The 20406-nt window shown below is 72.1% G+C and carries 19 protein-coding genes and 1 pseudogene; 9 read left to right on the forward strand and 11 right to left on the reverse strand.

The features are described from left to right. Positions 1–92 precede the first annotated feature (92 nt). Positions 93–536 carry a hypothetical protein gene (locus WBK31_RS38955; protein WP_406674020.1) on the reverse strand — a complete coding sequence of 148 codons (444 nt, stop codon included), beginning with the start codon at positions 534–536 and terminating at the stop codon, positions 93–95. Positions 537–605: 69 nt separating this feature from the next. Here WBK31_RS38955 and lhgO point away from each other — a divergent pair, with 69 nt between their 5' ends. The 6 genes from lhgO (at position 606) to WBK31_RS38985 (ending at position 8485) form a co-directional block, all read left to right on the forward strand. Next, positions 606–1832, forward strand: a complete 1227-nt coding sequence (lhgO, locus tag WBK31_RS38960) for an L-2-hydroxyglutarate oxidase (protein ID WP_364068256.1) — start codon at positions 606–608, stop codon at positions 1830–1832. Positions 1833–1849: 17 nt separating this feature from the next. After that, on the forward strand, positions 1850–2542 hold the full coding sequence (locus tag WBK31_RS38965; RefSeq protein WP_364068254.1) for a response regulator transcription factor: 693 nt from the start codon (positions 1850–1852) through the stop codon (positions 2540–2542). Then, positions 2542–3954: a sensor histidine kinase gene (locus WBK31_RS38970; RefSeq protein ID WP_406674021.1), complete on the forward strand. Its 1413-nt coding sequence runs from the start codon at positions 2542–2544 to the stop codon at positions 3952–3954. The genes WBK31_RS38965 and WBK31_RS38970 overlap by 1 nt, the downstream gene beginning before the upstream one ends. Before the next feature lie 65 nt (positions 3955–4019). Next, positions 4020–4676 carry a response regulator transcription factor gene (locus WBK31_RS38975; protein WP_364068388.1) on the forward strand — a complete coding sequence of 219 codons (657 nt, stop codon included), beginning with the start codon at positions 4020–4022 and terminating at the stop codon, positions 4674–4676. A gap of 9 nt (positions 4677–4685) precedes the next feature. Further along, the gene (locus tag WBK31_RS38980; RefSeq protein WP_406674022.1) at positions 4686–6752 is read left to right on the forward strand and encodes an ABC transporter; all 2067 of its coding nucleotides are present in this window, start codon (positions 4686–4688) and stop codon (positions 6750–6752) included. Next, a complete protein-coding gene (locus WBK31_RS38985) occupies positions 6749–8485 on the forward strand; it encodes a GTPase (protein WP_406674023.1) in 1737 nt (578 codons plus the stop codon). Before WBK31_RS38980 ends, WBK31_RS38985 begins: the two co-directional genes overlap by 4 nt. Before the next feature lie 5 nt (positions 8486–8490). Here the strand turns inward: WBK31_RS38985 and WBK31_RS38990 are convergent, their stop codons facing one another. The 6 genes from WBK31_RS38990 to tdh form a co-directional block, all read right to left on the reverse strand. Further along, on the reverse strand, positions 8491–9672 hold the full coding sequence (locus WBK31_RS38990; protein ID WP_364068246.1) for an MFS transporter: 1182 nt from the start codon (positions 9670–9672) through the stop codon (positions 8491–8493). Between the two features lie 24 nt (positions 9673–9696). After that, positions 9697–10569 carry a hypothetical protein gene (locus WBK31_RS38995; RefSeq protein ID WP_406674024.1) on the reverse strand — a complete coding sequence of 291 codons (873 nt, stop codon included), beginning with the start codon at positions 10567–10569 and terminating at the stop codon, positions 9697–9699. Positions 10570–10571: 2 nt separating this feature from the next. Beyond that, entirely contained in the window at positions 10572–11045 is a 474-nt protein-coding gene (locus WBK31_RS39000; protein WP_406675563.1) for an RNA polymerase sigma factor, read from the reverse strand. A 129-nt stretch (positions 11046–11174) separates the two neighbouring features. Then, positions 11175–12077, reverse strand: a complete 903-nt coding sequence (locus WBK31_RS39005) for a LysR family transcriptional regulator (RefSeq protein WP_406674025.1) — start codon at positions 12075–12077, stop codon at positions 11175–11177. A 149-nt stretch (positions 12078–12226) separates the two neighbouring features. Continuing rightward, entirely contained in the window at positions 12227–13399 is a 1173-nt protein-coding gene (locus tag WBK31_RS39010) for a glycine C-acetyltransferase (protein ID WP_364068238.1), read from the reverse strand. A 65-nt stretch (positions 13400–13464) separates the two neighbouring features. Continuing rightward, positions 13465–14493, reverse strand: a complete 1029-nt coding sequence (gene tdh, locus WBK31_RS39015) for an L-threonine 3-dehydrogenase (RefSeq protein WP_364068236.1) — start codon at positions 14491–14493, stop codon at positions 13465–13467. A gap of 391 nt (positions 14494–14884) precedes the next feature. On the opposite strand from tdh, the pseudogene WBK31_RS39020 reads away from it, so the two are divergent. Continuing rightward, a pseudogene (locus tag WBK31_RS39020) lies at positions 14885–15034 on the forward strand (ROK family transcriptional regulator); the annotation flags it as partial. Between the two features lie 101 nt (positions 15035–15135). Here WBK31_RS39020 and WBK31_RS39025 read toward each other — a convergent pair. Further along, positions 15136–15267 (reverse strand): hypothetical protein, encoded by a 132-nt coding sequence (locus WBK31_RS39025; protein ID WP_406674026.1) that lies wholly within the window; start codon positions 15265–15267, stop codon positions 15136–15138. A gap of 53 nt (positions 15268–15320) precedes the next feature. On the opposite strand from WBK31_RS39025, the gene WBK31_RS39030 reads away from it, so the two are divergent. Both WBK31_RS39030 and WBK31_RS39035 read left to right on the forward strand, forming a co-directional pair. Beyond that, positions 15321–16028 (forward strand): ROK family protein, encoded by a 708-nt coding sequence (locus tag WBK31_RS39030; RefSeq protein WP_406674027.1) that lies wholly within the window; start codon positions 15321–15323, stop codon positions 16026–16028. Positions 16029–16177: 149 nt separating this feature from the next. Then, positions 16178–17359, forward strand: coding sequence for a Gfo/Idh/MocA family protein (locus WBK31_RS39035; protein ID WP_406674028.1), 1182 nt, complete (start codon positions 16178–16180; stop codon positions 17357–17359). 236 nt (positions 17360–17595) lie between these two features. On the opposite strand, the gene WBK31_RS39040 is transcribed toward WBK31_RS39035, so the two are convergent. The 3 genes from WBK31_RS39040 to WBK31_RS39050 form a co-directional block, all read right to left on the reverse strand. Further along, entirely contained in the window at positions 17596–18669 is a 1074-nt protein-coding gene (locus tag WBK31_RS39040; RefSeq protein WP_364068230.1) for an SPFH domain-containing protein, read from the reverse strand. 3 nt (positions 18670–18672) lie between these two features. Continuing rightward, the gene (locus WBK31_RS39045; protein WP_364068228.1) at positions 18673–19104 is read right to left on the reverse strand and encodes an NfeD family protein; all 432 of its coding nucleotides are present in this window, start codon (positions 19102–19104) and stop codon (positions 18673–18675) included. A gap of 73 nt (positions 19105–19177) precedes the next feature. Further along, positions 19178–20347: an Ig-like domain-containing protein gene (locus tag WBK31_RS39050; protein ID WP_406674029.1), complete on the reverse strand. Its 1170-nt coding sequence runs from the start codon at positions 20345–20347 to the stop codon at positions 19178–19180. Positions 20348–20406: the final 59 nt, after the last annotated feature.

The following is a 20406-nucleotide window of genomic DNA, read 5'->3' on the forward strand; positions in this document are numbered from 1 at the left end:
GGGCAGGCTGGTCAGGCCGGGTCGGGGTTGGACAGGCTGGCCAGTCGGGCCGCTCAGGACCGGTCAGGGCTGGTCGGGCCGGTTGGGTCCGGTCAGGGCTGGTCGGGCCGGTTGGGTCCGGTCCGGTCGCGGCCGGTCGGTGCCGGTCGGGGACGGTGAGCGCGGCCTTCGGGGCGCATGGTGGCGGTGAACATGTCGCCTCTCAGCGCGCGCTCGACCACCTCGATCGAGCGCGACAGCCGCACCAGCCGCGGCCCCTCCTCGCGGTAGGTGTCGAGCACGGCCTCGATGGCGTGCGGCGGCAGGTGGCCCTTCAGGTCGACGGCGGCGGCGCGGTCGCCGGCGCGGGCGGCCTCGACGGCGGACTTCACGTGGTGGCGGGCCATCGCGGCCAGCGCCACGGGGTGCCGTCTGAGCACCTCGTACGCCCGATAGTCCGGCGGCACCGCATCGAGCAGCCAGGCCACGGCCGAGGTCTCCCAGTCGGGCACGCTGGGCGGGCGGACCTCGGCGGGCCACTCTGGCGGGACGTACATACCGCCAATCGTACTGAAGTTCGATTAAGGGTGGGAGGGCGCCCCGGCGCGGTCCCGGACCAGCCGGATATGGCGGCGACGGGCGGTAAGTCGGACAATCGGCGTGTGACGGAGAAGATCGGAGTCGTGGGCGCGGGCATCGTCGGGCTGGCGGTGGCGCGCGAGCTGGCCGGCACCAGAGGCGCCGAGGTGACCGTGCTGGAGAAGGAGGACCGCGTCGGGGCCCACCAGACCGGCCACAACAGCGGCGTCGTGCACGCGGGCATCTACTACCCGCCGGGCTCGCTCAAGGCGCGGCTCTGCAGGGAGGGCGTGGCGCTGCTCAAGGAGTACTGCTCCGGGCACGGGCTGCCGTACGAGGAGGTCGGCAAGCTCGTGGTGGCGAGCACCCGTGCCGAGCGGCCGCTGCTCGCGGCGCTGGCCCAGCGGGCGCGCGCCAACGGCGTGCCGGACGTCGCCGAGCTGGACGGGCTCGGGCTGCGCGAGATCGAGCCGCACGCGGTCGGCGTCGGCGCGATCCACTCGCCGCGCACCGCGATCTGCGACTTCCCCGCCGTCGCGCGCCGGCTCGCCCAGGACGTGGCCGAGCTGGGCGGCTCGGTACGCCTGTCCGCCCCCGTCAGGGCCATCAGGGAACGCGCGGGCAAGGTGGAGGTGGTGGCCGGGCGGCAGCGGCTGGCCTTCGACCGCCTGGTGGTCTGCGCCGGTCTGGGCACCGACGCGGTGGCCGAGATGGCGGGCGCGCCGGGCGAGGTGCGGATCGTGCCGTTCAGGGGCGAGTACTACGCGCTCAAGGGCGCCGCAGCCGGCCTCGTGCGCGGCCTGATCTACCCGGTGCCCGACCCGCGCTATCCGTTCCTGGGCGTGCATCTGACGCGGCGGATCGACGGGGGCGTGCTGGTGGGGCCGAACGCGGTGCTGGCGCTCGCCTACGAAGGCTACAAGTGGCGAAATCTCGGCAATTTTCGGCAAATCTTGGGGTGGCCGGGGACGCTGCGCATGGCCAGGGCCCACTGGCGTACCGGCATCAAGGAGATCTACGGCTCGCTCGTCAAGGGCGCGTTCTTCGAAGCCGCCCGCCGCTACGTACCCGAGCTGACCGCCGATGACCTGGAGAGAGCTCCGGGCGGCGTCCGCGCCCAGGCCGTCGCCAGAAACGGCCGCCTGGTGGACGACTTCGTCGTGGACGTGCACGGCAAGGTCGTCCTGGTCCGCAACGCGCCCTCACCCGCGGCCACGTCGAGCCTGGCGATCGCCCGGCACATTGCCGGAATTGTCCCAGCACTCGTCCGATGAGGGCATCCTTGGATGTGATGGAATCACGCCTGCTGATAGTCGAGGACGACCCGAACATCCTCGAACTCCTCGCCGCGAGCCTGAGGTTCGCGGGTTTCGACGTGACCACGGCTAAGAGCGGACTCGACGCCGTCGCCGCCGTCCAACGCCACCGCCCCGACCTCGTGGTGCTCGACGTCATGCTGCCCGACCTGGACGGTTTCGAGATCGTCAAGCGGATGCGCGGCGGCGGGATGCACACGCCGGTGGTGTTCCTGACCGCGCGCGACGAGACCGAGGACAAGATCCGCGGTCTCACGATCGGCGGCGACGACTACGTGACCAAGCCGTTCAGCCTGGAGGAGGTGGTCGCCAGGATCCACGCCGTGCTGCGCCGTACGAGCGGTGACGCGCAGGCGGCCCCGCCCAGGCTGACGTTCGCCGACATCGAGCTGGACGAGGAGAGCCACGAGGTGTGGCGCGGCGGCACCGCCGTCGCGCTGTCGCCCACCGAGTTCAAGCTCCTGCGCTACTTCATGACGAACGCGGGTCGCGTCCTGTCCAAGCCGCAGATCCTCGACCACGTGTGGGACTACGACTTCCGCGGCGAGGTGGGGATCGTCGAGTCGTACGTGTCCGTGCTGCGCCGCAAGATCGACAACCGGAGCCCCAGGCTCATCCACACCCTGCGCGGCGTCGGATACGTCATGCGCCTGCCGCCGGGCAGCTGATGCGCGGTCTGCCGCTGCGGATCAAGCTCATCGCGTCGATGCTGGCGCTGCTCGGCCTCGGCATGTTCTTCATCGGCCTGGTGAGCGTCTCCGTCCTGCACGGCTACCTGATCGACCGGGTGGACAGCCAGCTCCACCTGCTCAGCGCGCGCATGGAGAAGAAGGTCAGGAGCGACTGGCGTAAGGACAGGGAGACGCCCGAGCGGCCGATCCTCATCGAGTCCGACGCGATCGCGCTGGTCAAGGAGCGGGGCGGCGAGTTCGTCCCCATGCTGAACGACCGCGACGTGGACGCCAAGCCGAAGCCCGTGCTCGCGGCCAGGCCGGGCCACGAGCCCTACACCGCGCCCGCCGTGAGCGGCGACGGCGAGTGGCGGGTGCTGGAGACCGAGGGGCCGTGGCGCACGCTCGTCGTCGCGGTCGACCTGGAAGAGGTGGACGCCATCACCCGCAGGCTCGTGCTCATCGAGCTGTGCGGCGGTGGCGGGATCCTGCTCATCCTGGCGGTCGCCGGCGTCACGATCGTGCGGCGCAGCATGCGTCCGCTGGCCGAGATCGAGCGTACGGCCGAGGCCATCGCGGGCGGCGAGCTGGGCCGCAGGGTGCCCGACGGCGACCCCCGCACCGAGGTGGGCGGCCTGGCCAGGTCGCTCAACGGCATGCTGGCCCAGATCGAGGCCGCGTTCGCCGCCAGGTCGGCCTCCGAGGCCGCGGCCCGCCGCTCGGAGGACCGCATGCGGCAGTTCGTCGGCGACGCCTCCCACGAGCTGCGCACCCCGCTCACCTCGATCCGCGGTTTCGCCGAGTACGCCAGGCAGAACCCGCAGGCCGACTCCGCCGAGCTGATGCAGCGCGTGGAGAAGGCGGCGGCCAGGATGAGCCTGCTGGTGGACGACCTGCTGCTGCTCGCCAGGGTGGACCAGCAGCGTCCGCTGCGCATGCAGCCGGTGGACATGCTGGCGCTGGCGGCGGACGCCGTACAGGATGCCCGGATCCTCGCCCCCGACCGGGAGATCAAGCTGGACGTGGTCGGCGGTGCGGCGCTCATCGTCTCCGGCGACGAGGTGCGGCTGCGCCAGGTCATCAGCAACCTCGTCACCAACGCCATCGTGCACACCGAGCCGGGCTCCCCGATCGTGGTGCGGGCCGGCGGCACCGCCGACAAGGTGTTCGTCGAGGTCGTCGACAGTGGCCCAGGACTCACGCCCGAGCAGGTCGAGCACGTCTTCGAGCGCTTCTACCGGGCCGACTCCGCCCGCTCGCGCCGCCGCTCCGCCGAGGACCGCGGCAGCGGCCTGGGCCTGGCCATCGTGCAGGCCCTCGTCGAGGCCCACGACGGCACCGTCACCGTGCAGAGCTCGCCCAAGGCCGGCTCCACCTTCCGCGTCGAACTCCCACTCGCCTTGGAGTGAGCGTTCAGCTAACCCTCAGAATGCTGCGTCACTCTAAGTAGGTGACGAATGCCGAGGCGTTGATCATGGTCGTGGACGACGAGCCCAGCATCAGGGACCTGCTCGCCGCCAGCCTGCGCTTCTCCGGGTTCGAGGTGCTGACCGCCGCCGACGGCGAGGAGGCCGTCGAGGTCGCCGTACGCGCCTCGCCCGACCTCGTGGTGCTCGACGTCATGCTGCCCGACCTCGACGGGTTCGAGGTGGCCAAGCGCATCGACGCGCCCGTGCTGTTCCTCACCGCCCGCGACGCCACCGAGGACAAGATCGCCGGGCTGCGCGTCGGCGACGACTACGTGACCAAGCCGTTCAGCCTGGAAGAGGTGCAGGCCAGGATCCGCGCGGTGCTGCGCCGCACCCGGGGCGACGCCGCGCCGGTCAGCAAGCTCAAGGTGGCCGACCTGGAGCTGGACGAGGAGACGCGCGAGGTGTGGCGGGCAGGGCGGCAGGTACGCCTGTCGCCGACCGAGTTCAAGCTGCTGCACTACTTCATGATCAACGCGGGTCGGGTGCTGTCGAAGGCGCAGATCCTCGACCACGTGTGGAACTACGACTTCGGCGGCGACGCGGGCGTGGTCGAGTCGTACGTGTCGTACCTGCGGCGCAAGGTGGACGACGTCGAGCCGCGGCTCATTCACACGCTGCGCAGCGTGGGTTACGTGTTGAGGGAGCCACCTGCGGGTTAGCGTGCAGGTATGGACCTGCTCGGCGCGCTCGAGTCGTTGCGTCGGCCGCTGGACCGGGAGCTGTTCCCGCTGGCCGTCGGCGACGCCGCGGCCGACCGGCGTGCGCTGCGCGCGCTGACCGGGCAGCTCGACGACTACCTGCTGCCCCGGCTGCGCGCGCTCGACGCGCCGCTGCTCGCCGTCGTCGGCGGCTCCACCGGCGCCGGCAAGTCCACGCTGGTCAACTCGCTCGTCGGCGCCAACGTCGCCGAGCCTGGCGTGCTGCGGCCCACCACCCTCGTGCCCACGCTCGTCGTCAACCCCGCCGACCGGGCCTGGTTCATGGGCAAGAACGTGCTGCCCGGCCTGTCGCGCGCCACCGGCGAAGGGCCCGGCGACCTGAGCCTTGTCACCTCGTCCGCGCTCGGAGCCGGGCTCGCGCTGCTCGACGCGCCCGACATCGACTCCGTGGTCACCGCCAACCGCGAGCTGGCGGCCCAGCTCCTGGCCGCCGCCGACCTGTGGCTGTTCGTCACCACCGCCGCCCGCTACGCCGACGAGGTGCCGTGGGGCTTCCTGCGCTCGGCCCGCGAACGCAGCACCGCGCTCGCCGTCGTACTCGACCGGGTGCCGCCCGAAGCCGTCGAGCCCGTCTCCCGCGACCTGGGCCGGCTGCTGCGCGAGAACGGTCTTGAGGGCACCCGGCTGTTCACCGTGCCCGAGGCGGCGCTGCCCGATGAGAAGGCCCGGCTGCCCGCCGAGTCCGTACGGCCCATCGCCGACTGGCTGACCGGGCTGGCCGCCGACGCCGCCCAGCGGTCCATGGTCGTGCGGCAGACGCTCACCGGGGCGCTCGACAGCCTGGCCACCCGCGTGCCGGCGCTCGCCGCCGCCGTCGAACGCCAGCAGGACGCCTTCGACGGGCTGCGCGACATCGTGGAGGCCACGTACGCGGGCGGCATGGCCGACTTCGACGAGGGCATGCGCGACGGCTCGCTGCTGCGCGGCGAGGTGCTGGCCCGCTGGCAGGACTTCATCGGCACCGGCGATCTCATGCGTTCCCTGGAGAGCCGCGTCGGGTGGCTGCGTGACCGCGTCGTCGGGTTCTTCACCGGGCGGATGCCCGAGGTGCAGCTCCGCGACGCCCTGGAGAGCGGGGTCGAATCGCTCATCAGAGGCGCCGCCGACGGGGCCGCCGAGCGGGCGCTCGAAGGCTGGTCGGCCGCGCCAGGCGGTCCTGGGCTGCTCGACCGCCTCGGCGCCGTCGAGTCCGCTCGTCTCGGCCGGGCATCCCCTGATCTCGGACGGCGGGCCGAGGCGGCGGTGCGGGGGTGGCAGGCGTACGTGCTGGACCTCGTCCGCGAGGAGGGCGCCGAACGGCGCACCGCCGCCCGGGCGGCCTCCTTCGGCGTGAACGGCGCCGGGCTGCTGCTCATGCTGGCCGTCTTCGCCTCCACCGGAGGGCTCACCGGGATCGAGGTCGGCATCGCGGGCGGCACCAGCGTGCTGTCGCAGAAGCTCCTTGAGGCCGTCTTCGGTGATCAGGCCGTACGTACGCTCACCGCCCTGGCCCGCGAGGACCTGCGGGAGCGCGTGCGGGAGCTGCTCGCCGAGGAGGCGGACCGGTTCCTCGACCTCCTGGCGACCGTCGAACCGCCCGGGGACACCGCCGACGCCCTCCGCTTGGCCGCCCGCCGCATCCAGGAACACCGCACCGAACTCCCCGGCACCGCCCCGACGGCCGAGCTTCCGGTCCCTGGCGCGGTCGAAGACCGCCCTCTCCCGCCCGGCCCTGGCTCTGGAGAAGGCGCGTCGCCGGACGCGGACCCGCGCCAAGGTGGCGAGGGCCCGGCTCAGGGCGGCGAGGGTCTGCGGGGCGGTGGCGAGGAGCCGACTGGGGGCGGCGGAGGCCGACGGCCGGGCGGTGAAGGGCCGGGTGGTGAAGGGCTGGGTGGTGAAGGGCTGGGCGGTGAAGGGCCGGGTGGTGAAGGGCTGGGCGGCGGTCCCGAAAGACCGGAGCCTGGGGCAGGGGGGCCGGAACCCGGGGCCGGGGAGCGCGGGCCGGGCGGGCGTCCTGAGCGGGGGGAGGGCGCGTGAAGCTGCTGCGCCGCAAGGAGGGGCCGTCGCTCGACTCCCGGCTCGCCGCCCTGATCGAGGCCGCCGACCTGGGCGCGGGACGGCTCCCCGACGAGGCCGTGGCGGCGGCCCGCGAGGTGGCCGGACGCGCGGGGGCACGGCGCGAGCTGTCACTCGACCACACCGTGGTCGCCCTGGCCGGCGCCACGGGCAGCGGCAAGTCCTCGCTGTACAACGCGCTGGCCGGGAAGAAGCTCGCGGACGTCGGCGTCACCAGGCCCACGACCTCGGCCGCCCAGGCCGCCCTGTGGGACGGCGACGGCGCGGGCCCGCTCCTCGACTGGCTGGAGGTGCCGTACCGCCACTCGGCGAGCGAGGCGACCGGGGCGGGCGACCTGGCCGGTCTCGTCCTGCTCGACCTGCCCGACCACGACTCCATCCGCCTGTCGCACCGCCTGGAGGTGGACCGCCTGGTGAGCCAGGTGGACCTGCTGGTGTGGGTGGTGGACCCGCAGAAGTACGCCGACGCCGCGCTGCACGAACGCTACCTGCGTCCGCTGGCCGGGCACCGCGATGTGACGGTGATGGTGCTCAACCAGGTGGACAGGTTGCCTCCGGCCGCCGTCGAGCGCTGTCTCGACGATCTGCGCCGCCTTCTGGAGGGCGACGGGCTGACCGGCGTCCCTGTTCTCGCCGTCTCGGCCACGACCGGGCAGGGCCTCGACGCCCTGCGTACGCTGCTCGCCCAGCGCGTCGCGGACCGCCGCTCGTGGTCGGCCCGCCTGTCGGCCGACCTCACGACCGCCGCCGACCACCTCGCCGCCGGCGAGCCGCCTCCGATCGGCAGCGTCCACCTTGCTCCCGGCGAGCCGTCCGCGACACCCGGTGGCCGGCATGCCCCCGGTCAGCCGCCCGCGATCGCCGCTGGTGGCGGTCCTGGTAAGGACGAGGTGGCCAAGCGGCTGGACGGGGCCGGGCGGGGGCTGACCGGGGCGTTGTGCGCGGCGGCCGGTGTGCCGGTGATCGTGGAGGCCGTGGCGAAGGGGCACCGGCACCGCGCGGTGGTGGCCACCGGGTGGCCGGTGACGAGGTGGCTGCGGAGGTTCAGGCCGGATCCGCTGCGGAGGCTGCGCATCGAGCCGCCACGGGGCAGGCGGGATGGGGACGGCAGGGAGGTCGTCGGGCGTACGTCGGTGCCCGCCGCGTCGGTCGCGCAGCGCGCCCAGGTCGAGACCGCGATCAGGGACGTCGCCGAGGTGGCGGCCGGCGGGCTGCCGGGCCCCTGGGCGGCCGCCGTACGGCAGGCGGCCAGGTCGCGCGCCACCGAGCTGACGGACGCCGTCGACCGGGTCGTGGCCACGACCTCGGCGGGTGCGACCAGGCGGCCACGGTGGTGGCGGGCGGTGAACCTCCTCCAGTGGCTGGTCTTCGCCGCCCTGCTGGCGGGCGCGATCTGGCTGGGCGTGCTGTTCGCGATGGACTATCTGCGTCTGCCGCAGCCGCCGCTCCCGACCGCCGGGCCGGTGCCGTGGCCGACGGTGCTGCTGGTGGGCGGCGCGGTAGCGGGCGTGGTCATCGCGCTGCTGTCACGCCTTGCGGCCTGGGCAGGCGGGCGGCGCAGGGCCCGCCGTACGGCGAAGGCGCTGCGTACGGCCATCGGCCAGGTCGGCCACGAGCTGGTGATCGAGCCCGCCCAGGCGGAACTCGCCACCTACGCCCGCTTCACCGAGGCGCTCGAAGTGGCGCGCGGCTGAGGCACTCAGAGGGGGCGGCGGCGGATGAGGGTGGCGGCGAGGGCGGCGCCGCCCAAGGCGAATGCGGCGGCGGCGAGGAAGGGTGCCGAGGGGCCGACATGCTCGCCCACCGTACCGGCGGCGGCGGATCCCAGCGCGCCGCCGATGCCGAGCGTCGTGGACACCCAGCCGAACGCCTCCGCCTGCGCGGCGGGCGCGTACTCGTCCACCAGCAGCGACGACGTCGTGAGAGACGGGTTGAGCATGAGCCCGCCCGCGAAGAGCATGATCCAGAACACGGCCAGCGCCCCCACCAGGATCAGCGGCGCGAGTACGAGCCCCAGCGCCAGCAGCAGCCCGGCCAGCCGTACGGGGACGGGCAGCCGCCAGACGCGGGCTCCGTAGGCGGCGGCGCCCGCGATGCCGCCCAGCGATAGGGCGGCCACGAGCACTCCGGTGGCGGCGGGTATGTCGCGGGCGGCGGCCAGCGCGGGCACGCCCACCTGCAGCGCCCCGACGACGGCGCCGAGCAGCGTGGTGACGGCCAGCAGCATGAGCATCCGCCGGTCGGCGAACACCCGCCCCCGCTGCCGTATGGCCGTGGTCCTCCCCGTGCGCAGCGCGCGGGCGAAGGCCAGTGTCCCGGCCCCGGCCGCCGCCGCGACCACGCCCAGCGCCATCGACGACGAGGTGACCGCGATCAGCAGCCCGAACGCCAGCGGCCCCATCATCATGGCCAGCTCCTGCACCAGGTAGACGAGGCTGTAGGCGGCGGTGCGCCCCTCGGCGGCCATCCTGGCGCCCCACGCGATGCGCATGCTGACCGAGATCGGCGGCAGCCCCATGCCCGCCGTCCAGGCGAGCACCGGCAGCGGCCACCACGGCAGGCCGTCGCGGGCGCAGGCGAGCAGCGCCAGCAGCGCCGCCACGTGCAGGAGCGCCGTGCCGGCCAGCACCGGCCCGGCGTCGTGCCGGTCCATCAGCCGCCCCTGCACCGGACGTCCCATGCCCGCGCCCACCGAGAACGCCGCCGCCGTCGCCCCCGCGAAGGCCAGCGACCCGGTGGCGTGCTGCGTCACGAGCACGATGCCGACGGGCGCCACCTGCTGGGTGAGCTGGGCGAGGAACCCGAGCACGGCCTGCGCCGCGACGCCGGGCAGGCCGAGCAGCCTCCGGTAGGGGAGACCGCCCGGCCCGTCGCGCGTCATGCGCCGCAGGCTACCTGGCGAAGATCACACGATCGGGCAGCCGTACGCCCGCAGCGACTTCTCATTCAGGAAGGTGATCTTCTCCTGGGGCATCGGGTCCTTCGAGACCGACAGGAAAGCCACGCCGGGTTCGGTGAGCGCGCCGCCGTCGACGTGCCAGTCGCCGGGCACCGATTCGAGCCTGGCGGTGCCGTCGTCCCTGCCGACGAGGGTGGAGTCGAAGTATTCGTTGACCCGCACCCCGCGCTCCTTCAGCATGGCCAGCACGTCGCTGACCCTCTTGTTGAGGTAGCGCACACAGTGCATCGGCTCGCCCTTGGCGTTGAACTCGGTGATGCTCTCATACTTCTCGCCGGGCTGTGCCTGGCGGAACACGTCGATCGTGGCGGTGCCGGAGAAGTCCTTGGGGATCTTGACGCCGACGGCGCAGCCGCTCTGGTTGTGGCAAGGGCCCGGCGGGAGGATGCTCTTGATCTCCTTGATGTACGTGTAGTCGGGCCGTACGGGGCGGATCAGGCGTTCGTAGGCGGCGGTCGCGGGCCGGACCCGGAGCGTGATGTCGAGGCCGACCCTGCGCAGCTCCTGCTCGTACACCTTCGGGTTGGCGTACAGGTCCTTGATCTCGATGACGTAGTAGCCGCCCTCCTGCTTGATGCTGAGCGCGGAGGCGGGCTGGGCGGGGAAGACCCAGGCGGTGGCGGCCACGGCGCCGGCGGCGAGCAGCGCGCCGGCGGGGAGTGCCACGCGCAGGCCCAGGCGCTTGCGGGACTTCGCGGGGGCGGGGGCGGGCGAGGTGGCGATGATCTGGTGCATCAGGTCGCGGGCGCCCTCGCTGACGGAGGTGACGGCGGGGGCGGCGAACCGGGAGACGACGTCGTCGATGTCCTGCTTGGTCATGGTCAGTGTCCGTTCGCTAGGGAGACGGCACGGCTGCCGTAGGCGGCGATGTCGGGGTCGAGGGCGGCCAGCTCTTTGGCCAGCCGCTTGCGTGCGCGGTGCAGCCGGATGCGGGCGGCGCCGCGCGAGCAGCCGAGCACCTTGGCGATCTCGGGTCCGCTGAGTCCTTCCCAGGCGACCAGCGAGAGCAGTTCCCTGTCGTCGTCGCTGAGTCGCTGAAACGCCTGGTATGCCGGGTCGTGCGTCCTGTCGGGCACGGCCCAGGAGGCGGCCTCCTCGCGGAGCCTGGCGGCCAGGGCGGTCCTGCGCTCCTCGGCGCGGAAGTGGTTGGCGAGCACCCGCCTGGCGACGCCGTACAGCCAGAGTCTGGCCTCCTCCTCGCGCCGGGGATGTCGTCGAGCCGCCGCCAGGCCGTGGTGAAGGTCTCGGCGATCACGTCGGCGATGTCGTCCGGGGACGCGCGCCGCCTGACATATGTGGCGATGGCGGGATAGTGCGCCACATAAAGCTCCTCGAAGCGTTGCTCGGGCTCAGGTGGGCCCATGGAGTGGTCCTTCCGATCGGCGAACACACCCGAGGAGATGTCCGGATATGACAGGAGTGTTTCAGCCCGTTCCGAGCGATCCGGCCACCTCGCGGAGCGCGGCGAGGAGCGGGCGCAGCAGGGGATGGGCGTCGGAGCCCCGGCGTACGGCGGCGAAGACGCGGCGTTCGGGACCCGGCGTGTGGCGCACCACGACCCCGCGCAGCGCCATGTCGCGCAGCGCGAGCCGGGGGACGAGCGCCACCCCGGCACCGGCGCCGACCAGGGCGACCACGGCGCGGAAGTCGTCGGAGCAGTGGACGAGGTCGGGCGTGAAACCGGCCTGCTGGCAGGCGAACGTGATCACGTCGTGCACCGGGTTGCCCGGGTAGGGGCCGATCCAGGTCTCGCGGGCCAGCGACACCAGCGTCGCGGAACCGGCCAGCGGATGATCGCGGGGGAGCACCAGGTCGAACGGCTCGGCGTACAGGGGATGGCGCGACAGGCGGCGGTCGGCGGCGTCGGGCGCGCCGCGGTACTCCACCGCGATGGCCAGGTCGGCGCGCTCGTCGAGCAGCATGGCCAGGCCCTGGTCGCCCTCGGCGTCGAGGACGCGGACGCGCACGCCGGGCGCGGTGGTGCGCAGCGCGCTGATCGCGGGGGAGAGCACGGCGCTGATCGCGGTGGCGAAGCAGGTCACGGTGACCTCGCCGGCCTCGCCCGTCGTGTACGCCGCCACCTCCGCCTCGGCGCGTTCGAGCTGGGCGAGCACCTCGTTGGCATGGGCCAGCATGATCTTGCCGACGGCGGTGAGGTGCACGCCGCGCCCGTCGCGATTGAGCAGGCGGTGGCCCACCTCGTGCTCCAGCGCGGCCAGTTGCTGGGACACGGCGGAGGGCGTCAGGTGCAGCGCGGCCGCCGCGGCGGTGACCGTGCCGTGGTCGGCCACCGCCCGCAGCGTACGCAGCCGCCGCGTGTCAATCACGCAGCGAGAATACGCTGCTCAGCCGCTCCCGCGGCCCCGGCCCCACCCTGTTCTGGGTTCTGGCGGGCTGAGGGCCGGGCGGGCCCGGAGCCGAGGCACGGAGTCCCCAGGCGCGGAGTCCCCAGGCGCGGAGCCCCGAGGCGCGGTGGTCAGGCGGCGCGGGCCTGGGTGAACGCCTCGATCGCGCGGTCCACGTCCTCGGGCGAGTGGGCGGCCGAGAGCTGCACGCGGATGCGCGCCTGCCCGTGCGGGACGACGGGGTAGGAGAAGCCGATCACGTAGATGCCCAGGTCGAGCAGGCGCTCGGCCATCGCGGCGGCCTCGGCGGCGTCGCCGATCATGACGGGCACGATCGGGTGGTCGCCCGGCAGGATGTCGAACCCGGCCTTCGTCATCCCCTCGCGGAAGCGCACGGTGTTGGCGCGCAGCCGTTCACGGGCCTCGCTGGTGGTCTCCAGCAGGTCGAGGATGCGCAGCGACGCCGATGCGATGACGGGCGCGAGCGAGTTGGAGAACAGGTACGGGCGGGAGCGCTGCCGCAGCAGCTCGCAGATCTCCTTGCGGGCCGAGACGTAGCCGCCGCTGGCCCCGCCGAGCGCCTTGCCCAGGGTGCCGGTGATGATGTCGATCCGGTCGGTCACGCCGTGCAGCTCCGGCGTGCCGCGCCCGGTGGGGCCGACGAAGCCGACCGCGTGGGAGTCGTCGACCATGACCATGGCGTCGTACCGGTCGGCCAGGTCGCAGATCTCGCGCAGCGGCGCGACGTAGCCGTCCATGGAGAACACGCCGTCGGTCACGATGAGCCGCCGCCGCGCGTCCGACGCCTCCTTCAGCCGCGACTCCAGCTCGGCCATGTCACGGTTGGCGTAGCGCAGGCGCTTGGCCTTGGACAGGCGGATGCCGTCGATGATGCTGGCGTGGTTGAGCGCGTCGGAGATCACCGCGTCCTGGGCGTCGAGCAGGGTCTCGAACACGCCGCCGTTGGCGTCGAAGCAGGAGCTGTACAGGACGGTGTCCTCCATGCCGAGGAAGTCGGACAGGCGGGACTCCAGCTCCTTGTGCACCTCCTGGGTGCCGCAGATGAACCGCACGGAGGCCATGCCGAACCCCCAACGGTCGAGCGCCTGCTTGGCCGCCTCGATCACCCGGGGGTCGTCGGCCAGGCCCAGGTAGTTGTTGGCGCAGAAGTTGAGCACCTCGCGCCCGGCCACGCTCACCTGGGAGCTCTGCGGGGTGGAGATGACGCGCTCGGGCTTGAGCAGCCCGGCCTCGGTGATCTCGTCGAGCGTCGCACGCAGCTGCTCGCGCACGTTGGTGAACATCAAGCGCTCCTGTTCATGGTCGATGACGCTGCGGTCTCCGTCGGCTCGTGGCCCGTGCTCACGGCTCACTCGCTCCAGTCGAGGATGACCTTGCCCGTACGGCCGCTCGCCGCCGTGTCGAAGGCGGCGTCGAAGTCCCGGTACGAGAACCGGTCGGTGATCACCGGGGTGAGGTCGAGGCCCTTCTCCAGCAGGACCGACATGTTGTACCAGGTCTCGTACATCTCACGGCCGTAGACGCCCTTGATGGTGAGCATCGAGGTGACGACCGTCGACCAGTCGATGGCGAACTCCTCGGCGGGCAGCCCCAGCATGGCGATCTTGCCGCCGTGGGTCATGCCGGCGATCATGTCGCGCAGGGCCACCGGGTTGCCGGACATCTCCAGCCCGACGTCGAAGCCCTCGCGCAGGTGGAGCTGGCGCATGCCCTCGGCGATGGAGGAGCGGGCGACGTTCACGGCGAGCGTGACGCCGAGCTTGCCGGCCAGGTCGAGCCGCTCGTCGCTGACGTCGGTGATCATCACGTTGCGCGCGCCCACGTGGGTGGCGACGGCGGCCGCCATGAGGCCGATCGGGCCCGCGCCGGTGATCAGCACGTCCTCGCCGACCAGGGGGAACGACAGCGCGGTGTGCACGGCGTTGCCGAAGGGGTCGAAGATGGCGGCGACGTCGGGGTGCACGGGGTTGCGGTGGACCCACACGTTGGTGGCGGGCAGCGTGACGTACTCGGCGAAGGCGCCGTCCCTGTTGACGCCGAGCCCGATCGTGTTGCGGCACAGGTGGCGGCGTCCCGCCATGCAGTTGCGGCACTTGCCGCAGACGATGTGGCCCTCGCCGCTGACCAGGTCGCCGACCGCGATGTCCTCGACGCCGGGCGCGACCTCGACGACCTCGCCGCTGAACTCGTGACCCACGATGAGCGGGAGCTCCAGCGTGTGGCGCGCCCAATCGTCAAATTTCCGGATATGCAGATCCGTGCCGCAGATCCCGGTACGCAGCACCCGGATCTTCACCTCGCCGGGACCGACCTCCGGCTCGGGCACGTCCACCAGCCACAGGCCAGGCTCGGCCTGGTTCTTGACCAGCGCTTTCATGACGTCGCTCCCCCTGTCACAACCTACTGACGAGACCCCGGCCCGTCACCCCGCCGCCCCGCAGGGCGGGCGAGCCGCCGGATGTGACTCGTCGGAACGCACTGTGCCGCTTCGGCTCGGGACGTGTCCATCGAGGAGTTCTTAAGTGCCCCCACAGCTCCGCTTCACGCGGCCCCACGCCAGGCGGATCTGCCCCCCATATCCCCTTCGCGCAAAGTCGGCCCGCTTCACGCGGCCCTTATGGCAGCCGGGCCGGCTTCCACGACTGGGGCCCGCAGACGGACCCGTTTCGCGCTGAGGGTGGCAGAATCAGGCAACCGACTTGGCATAAACGGAGGGGAGGTCGGATGACCCGGCGAAGCGGCGACGCCTCCCTCCTGGGGAGGCCGCGATGACCCGGCGAAGCGGCGACGCCTCTCTCCTGCGCAGGCTCAACTCGGCGGCGATCCTGCGCGTCCTGCGCGAGAGCGGACCGTCCACCGTGTCCGAGCTGGCGGGCGCGGCCCGGGTGTCCCGCCCCACGGCCGAGGTCATCGTGGACGAGCTGGTCGCGGGCGGCTGGGCCGAGGAGTGCGGCGACGAGCCCGCCGACCGCAGGCGGGGCCGCCCGGCGCGCCGCTTCAGGTTCCGGGCCGCTGCCGGTCACGTGGCAGGCGTGGGCGTCGGCTCGTCCTGGCTGCGCGCGATGGTGAGCGACCTCGACGGCACGGTGGTGGCCGCGCATCGCGTACGCCACCACGCCTCGATGCCCGCGGCCGACCGGCTCGACGCCATCGCGGAGCTGGTCGAGACGGTGGCGGCGCGGGCCGGGCTGCCGGTGTCGGGCCTTGCGGCGGTGTGCGCCTGGCACGACGGGCACGGTCGACGGCTCGGGGCGGGTGGTCAAGAGCGTCGCGCTGGCCGGGTGGACGGGGCTCGACCTGCGCGGCGAGCTGGCCCGCAGGCTGCCCGCCCCCGTGCTGGTCGAGAACGACATGCGCCTCGCGGTGCTGGCCGAGCACTGGCGCGGGCGGGCGCGCGGCCACGACGACGTGGTCTACCTGTTCACCGGCAGCAGGCTCGGCCTGGGCCTGCTCATCGGCGGCCGGCCGCACCGGGGCGCGCACACGGCGTCGGGCGAGATCGGCCGCCGATCCGGCGATCACTGGCTGGCGCACCGGCACGTCGTCGACTACGCGCTCGCCGCCGAGCCGGGGGAGATGCGCTCGCAGCGCGAGGCCGCCGAGTTCGCGATCGAGCGGGCGCGGGCCGGGGACGAGAAGGCCGTCGCCGCCGTCCGCGCGTTCGCCCGCCACCTCGGCGACGGCCTGCTCACCGTGGTCAGCCCGCTCGATCCGGAGCTGGTGGTGATCGGCGGCGTCCTGGCCGAGGCCGGTGACCTGCTGCTCGGGCCGATCGCGGAGCGTTTCGCGGACGTCTGCCTCTATCCGCCGCCGGTGGTGGCCTCGACGCTGGGCCGCGAGTGCGTCGTGCTGGGCGCGATCAGATGGGCCCTCGACCACGCCGAACGTGACCTTTTTACGCTGCCCGCTTGACTGATCCGCTGCGCGCTCGTGCGCGATTCCCCGGTGTCTTGACCTGCTTCGGAAAAGCGTGCCAGATTTAGGCAACCAACTTACGTAATGCATGGGCTGCCCCGGCCCCAGGGCATCGCCGGCTCGGAGCGACCGCGGGAAGGACATCAGTGGAAGATCTGCGCATCGGAGTCATCGGGCTCGGCCTGCGGACCAGCATCGCCCTGGCCGCCGACCGGCCGGGCAAGGGCGCCGTGGTGGCCGCCCTGTGCGACATCGATCCCGCCGTGCTCAAGCGGCAGTCGGCGAAGTTCCCTTCGGCCGGCTTCCTCACCCGGGACCACCGCGAGCTGCTCGACCGGCCCGACATCGACGCCGTCATCGTCAACACCCCCGACGACACGCACGAGGCGCTGGCCATCGACGCGCTGCGCGCCGGCAAGACCGTCTACCTGGAAAAGCCGATGGCCATCACCATCGACGGCTGCGACGCCATCCTGCGCACCGCGCGCGAGAGCGGCACCCGCCTGTACGTCGGGCACAACATGCGCCACATGGGCGTCGTCCGGCTGATGCGCGACATCATCGCCAAGGGCGTCATCGGCGAGCCCAAGACCGTCTGGGTACGTCACTTCGTCAGCTACGGCACCGAGTTCTACTACAAGGACTGGCACGCCGACCGCACCCGTACGACGGGGCTGCTGCTGCAGAAGGCCACCCACGACATCGACGTCGTCCACTGGCTGGCCGGCGGCTACACCACCAGGGTCAACGCGCTCGGTGACCTGCTGCTCCACGGCGACCTGCCGCGCCGCGCCCCCGGCACGCCCCGGCCGGACGACTGGCTGATGGAGAACGACTGGCCGCCCACCGCGCGCAAGGACCTCAACCCCGTCGTGGACGTCGAGGACGTCTCCGTCATGAACATGCGGCTCGACAACGGCGTCATCGCCGCCTACCAGCAGTGCCACTTCACGCCCGACTACGTGCGCAACTACACGGTCATCGGCTCCGAAGGCCGGCTGGAGAACTTCGGCGACGGGCCGGGGGCCACGGTCAAGGTGTGGAACACCGGGCCCACGCAGTATCGGGAGGACTGCGACATCGCGTACAAGGTGCCCGACGCGCAGGGCACGCACGGTGGCGCGGACGTGCAGATCATGTCGGAGTTCGTGCGGTTCGCCAGGGAGGGCGGGGTGACCGACACCTCGCCGGTGGCGGCTAGGATGAGCGTCGCGGCCGGCTACCTCGCCACGCGCTCGCTGCGCGACGGCGGCCGGCCGTACGACGTGCCGCCGCTGGACGCCGACCTCGCGGCCTACTTCGACCGGGGCCAGCAAGAAGCCGCCTGACGTCTTCACCTCGGGAGGGGACCGAGCGGCCGGCCCCTGAGGCGGCCCGTCCCGCGAGGCCTGACGCCGTCACGCGCGGGGGAGCGAGCGGCCGGCCAGCCCTGCTCAAGGCCGCCCGCCGCGCGAGGCCGGCAGGAAGCCGCCTGACGCCGCCCCTGCCCGGTGGGCGGCGTCGCGCGTGTTCAGCTCGCCCGGCCTCGGCGGGCGGCGTCGTGAGGCCCCAGCGGTGCTCGGCCTCAGTGGCGTTCGGCCTCGGTGGGCTGCTTGTCGAGGTCGCCCAACGGCGACGGCTCCGGAACGGCCTGGGTGAGCTGGCGCGGGCCGGTGGAGTCGCCCTCCTGGGCGTCGGCGACCGCCTCGGCCGCCGCCTCCGCCGCCTTGGCGACCTCCTCGTCCGCGGCGGAGGTCTCGGGCAGGTCCTCCCTGGCCGCGGTACGGGGCAGCGCCTCGGTGAACGCCTTGGACACGCCCTGCAGCGCGGAGGTGACCTCGCTGGGGATCACCCAGAACGTGTTGCCGCTGCCCTGGGCGAGCTGCGGCAGCACCTGGAGGTACTGGTAGGCGAGCAGCTTGGGGTCGGGGTCGTTGCGGTGCACGGCCTGGAAGACCTGGTCGATGGCCCGCGACTGGCCTTCGGCCTCCAGGATCGCGGCGGTGCGCTGGCCCTCGGCCCGCAGGATGCGGCTCTGCTTGTCACCCTCGGCGGTGAGGATCTGCGACTGCCGCTGGCCTTCTGCGGTGAGGATGGCGGCCCGCTTGTCGCGCTCGGCCCGCATCTGCTTCTCCATCGCGTCCTTGATGGTCTTGGGCGGGTCGATGGCCTTGATCTCGACGCGGTTGACGCGGATGCCCCACTTGCCGGTGGCCTCGTCGAGCACGCCGCGGAGCTGGCTGTTGATGGTGTCGCGGGAGGTGAGGGTCTTCTCCAGGTCCATCGAGCCGACGACGTTGCGCAGCGTGGTGACCGTGAGCTGCTCGACCGCCTGGATGTAGTTGGCGATCTCGTACGCCGCCGCCCGCGGGTCGGTGACCTGGAAGTAGAGCACGGTGTCGATCTCGACGACGAGGTTGTCCTCGGTGATGACCGGCTGGGGGCGGAAGGACACGACCTGCTCACGCAGGTCGATCATGGGGTAGACGCGGTCGATGTACGGGATGACGAAGTTCAAACCGGGTTTGAGCGTGCGGTGGTAGCGGCCGAGCCGCTCGACGTTGCGCGCCCGGGCCTGCGGGACGATCCGCACCGCTTTCAGCAGCGTGATCACCGCGAACAGGATGACGAACACTCCGACCAGCAACAGCGGGTCCATGGATCACTCCCGGGGATATACGAGGGCTGTCGCCCCTTCGATCTCGATGACGTCGACGGTCGCCCCGGTAGGGATCACCAGGGTTTCGTCATAGGCGCGCGCCGACCACTCCTCGCCCCCGATGCGCACGCGACCGCCTCTGCCCGTCACCTCGGAGACGACGTAGGCGGGCTTGCCTACGAGCGCTTCCACGCCGAACCGTGGCAATTGCGGTTGTTTGACATGGCGCATCGCGATAGGTCTGAGCACCAGCAAACCGGCGGTGGACGTCAGGGCGAAGAACAGTAACTGCAGAGGAACGGGCAGTCCGATGGCCGCGGTCGCGGCGGTGAGCAGAGCGGCGACGCCGAGCAGACCGAGGGACGCCGTCAAAGTAAAGATTTCGGCCACACCGAGGACGATCGCGAGGATTACCCAGATGACCCATTCGTCCATGTCGGCCCTCCTTTAAGGTATAACGGGCCTGCGCTCTTATCTGGTTCCCTCAATCTCCACCGTAATCCTGATTTCAACCCCTCGGCACCACACCGCGCACGGCCACGGTTCTCGGCAGCGCGCTTCCCTGCCGCCATTTCTCCCACGGCAGTTGCCAATAGCCCCACCCGTTGTGCCATTCGAGCGGGCGGTCGGTGCCCGTGATGAGCACGGGGTCGCCGCGCAGTGAGGTCTCGTAGAACCAGGCCGCCTGGTCGGGGCGGGCGTTGACGCATCCGTGACTGACATTGACCCTGCCCTGGGCCCAGACATTGTCCTTGGCGTGCACGTATTCGCCGCTGTCGGAGATGCGTACGGCGTGGTCGATCATCAGGTCGTAATAACCGGGGTCGCCTTTTTCCCTGCCCGGAGAGATCATCCGGACCGGATGGCCCTTGTCCATGGTCAAATGCCATCCGCTGGTCGTGGTGTATTCGACGGTGGTGGCCATACCGGCGCTGATGGCCATGCGCTGGGCCACCTTTCCGTCGCGGTAGACGACCATCTGGTGGGTCCTGGTGTCGATCGTGCTGGTCTGCTTGCGGCCCACGGTGAAGGCGAACGTGGTGTCGGTGCCGCCGTAGAGTCCGTCGCCGGCGCGCACGCCGGCCAGGTGTGCGGTGACCGTGACCTGCTGCCGCGGCGTCCAGAAGCGGCGAGGGCGGTAGACGACCCTGGTGTCGTCGAGCCAGCGCCAGGCGCCCTCGACGGGGGCGGCGGCGCGCACTTCGAGCGCCTCCTCGACGGCGGCGCGGTCGCGGACCGGGGTGTCGAACTCGAGGATGATCGGCATGCCGACGCCGACCGTCTCGCCGGGCAGCGGCGTGGTGCGGGCCACGTGGAACGTGCTGGAGACCGCGCGCGTGCGGATGCGGCCCATGGCGACCGTGGCGGGCGCGCCCTCGCGGGTGGCGGTGGCGGTGACCGTGTATTCGGTGGCGGGCTTGAGCGTCCAGCTCGTACGCCACGTCGTACGCGAGGCGTCGAGCCGCCCGGGCACCGGCTCGCCGTCCTGGTAGACGAGCACCTGGCTGAGCGTGCCGCCCTGGGCCCTGACGATGAGCCCCCGATCGGGCCTGGCACGCTTGCTGTCGAACGGCGGCGAGACCCGCACGACGGGCGGCGCGGCCGGGGCCTGCGCCGTGACGGACGAACACCCGCAGACCAGGAGGAAGGCGACACAGAACATCGCGACACGACGCATGTGACTCCTGCTTTCCGAGGGAGAGGGAGATCCCAGGGTAGCGGTGCGTCACGATGTAA

Origin of the sequence: Nonomuraea sp. N2-4H (genome assembly GCF_045291505.1) — a bacterium.
In the GTDB taxonomy this organism is placed as follows: domain Bacteria; phylum Actinomycetota; class Actinomycetes; order Streptosporangiales; family Streptosporangiaceae; genus Nonomuraea; species Nonomuraea fastidiosa.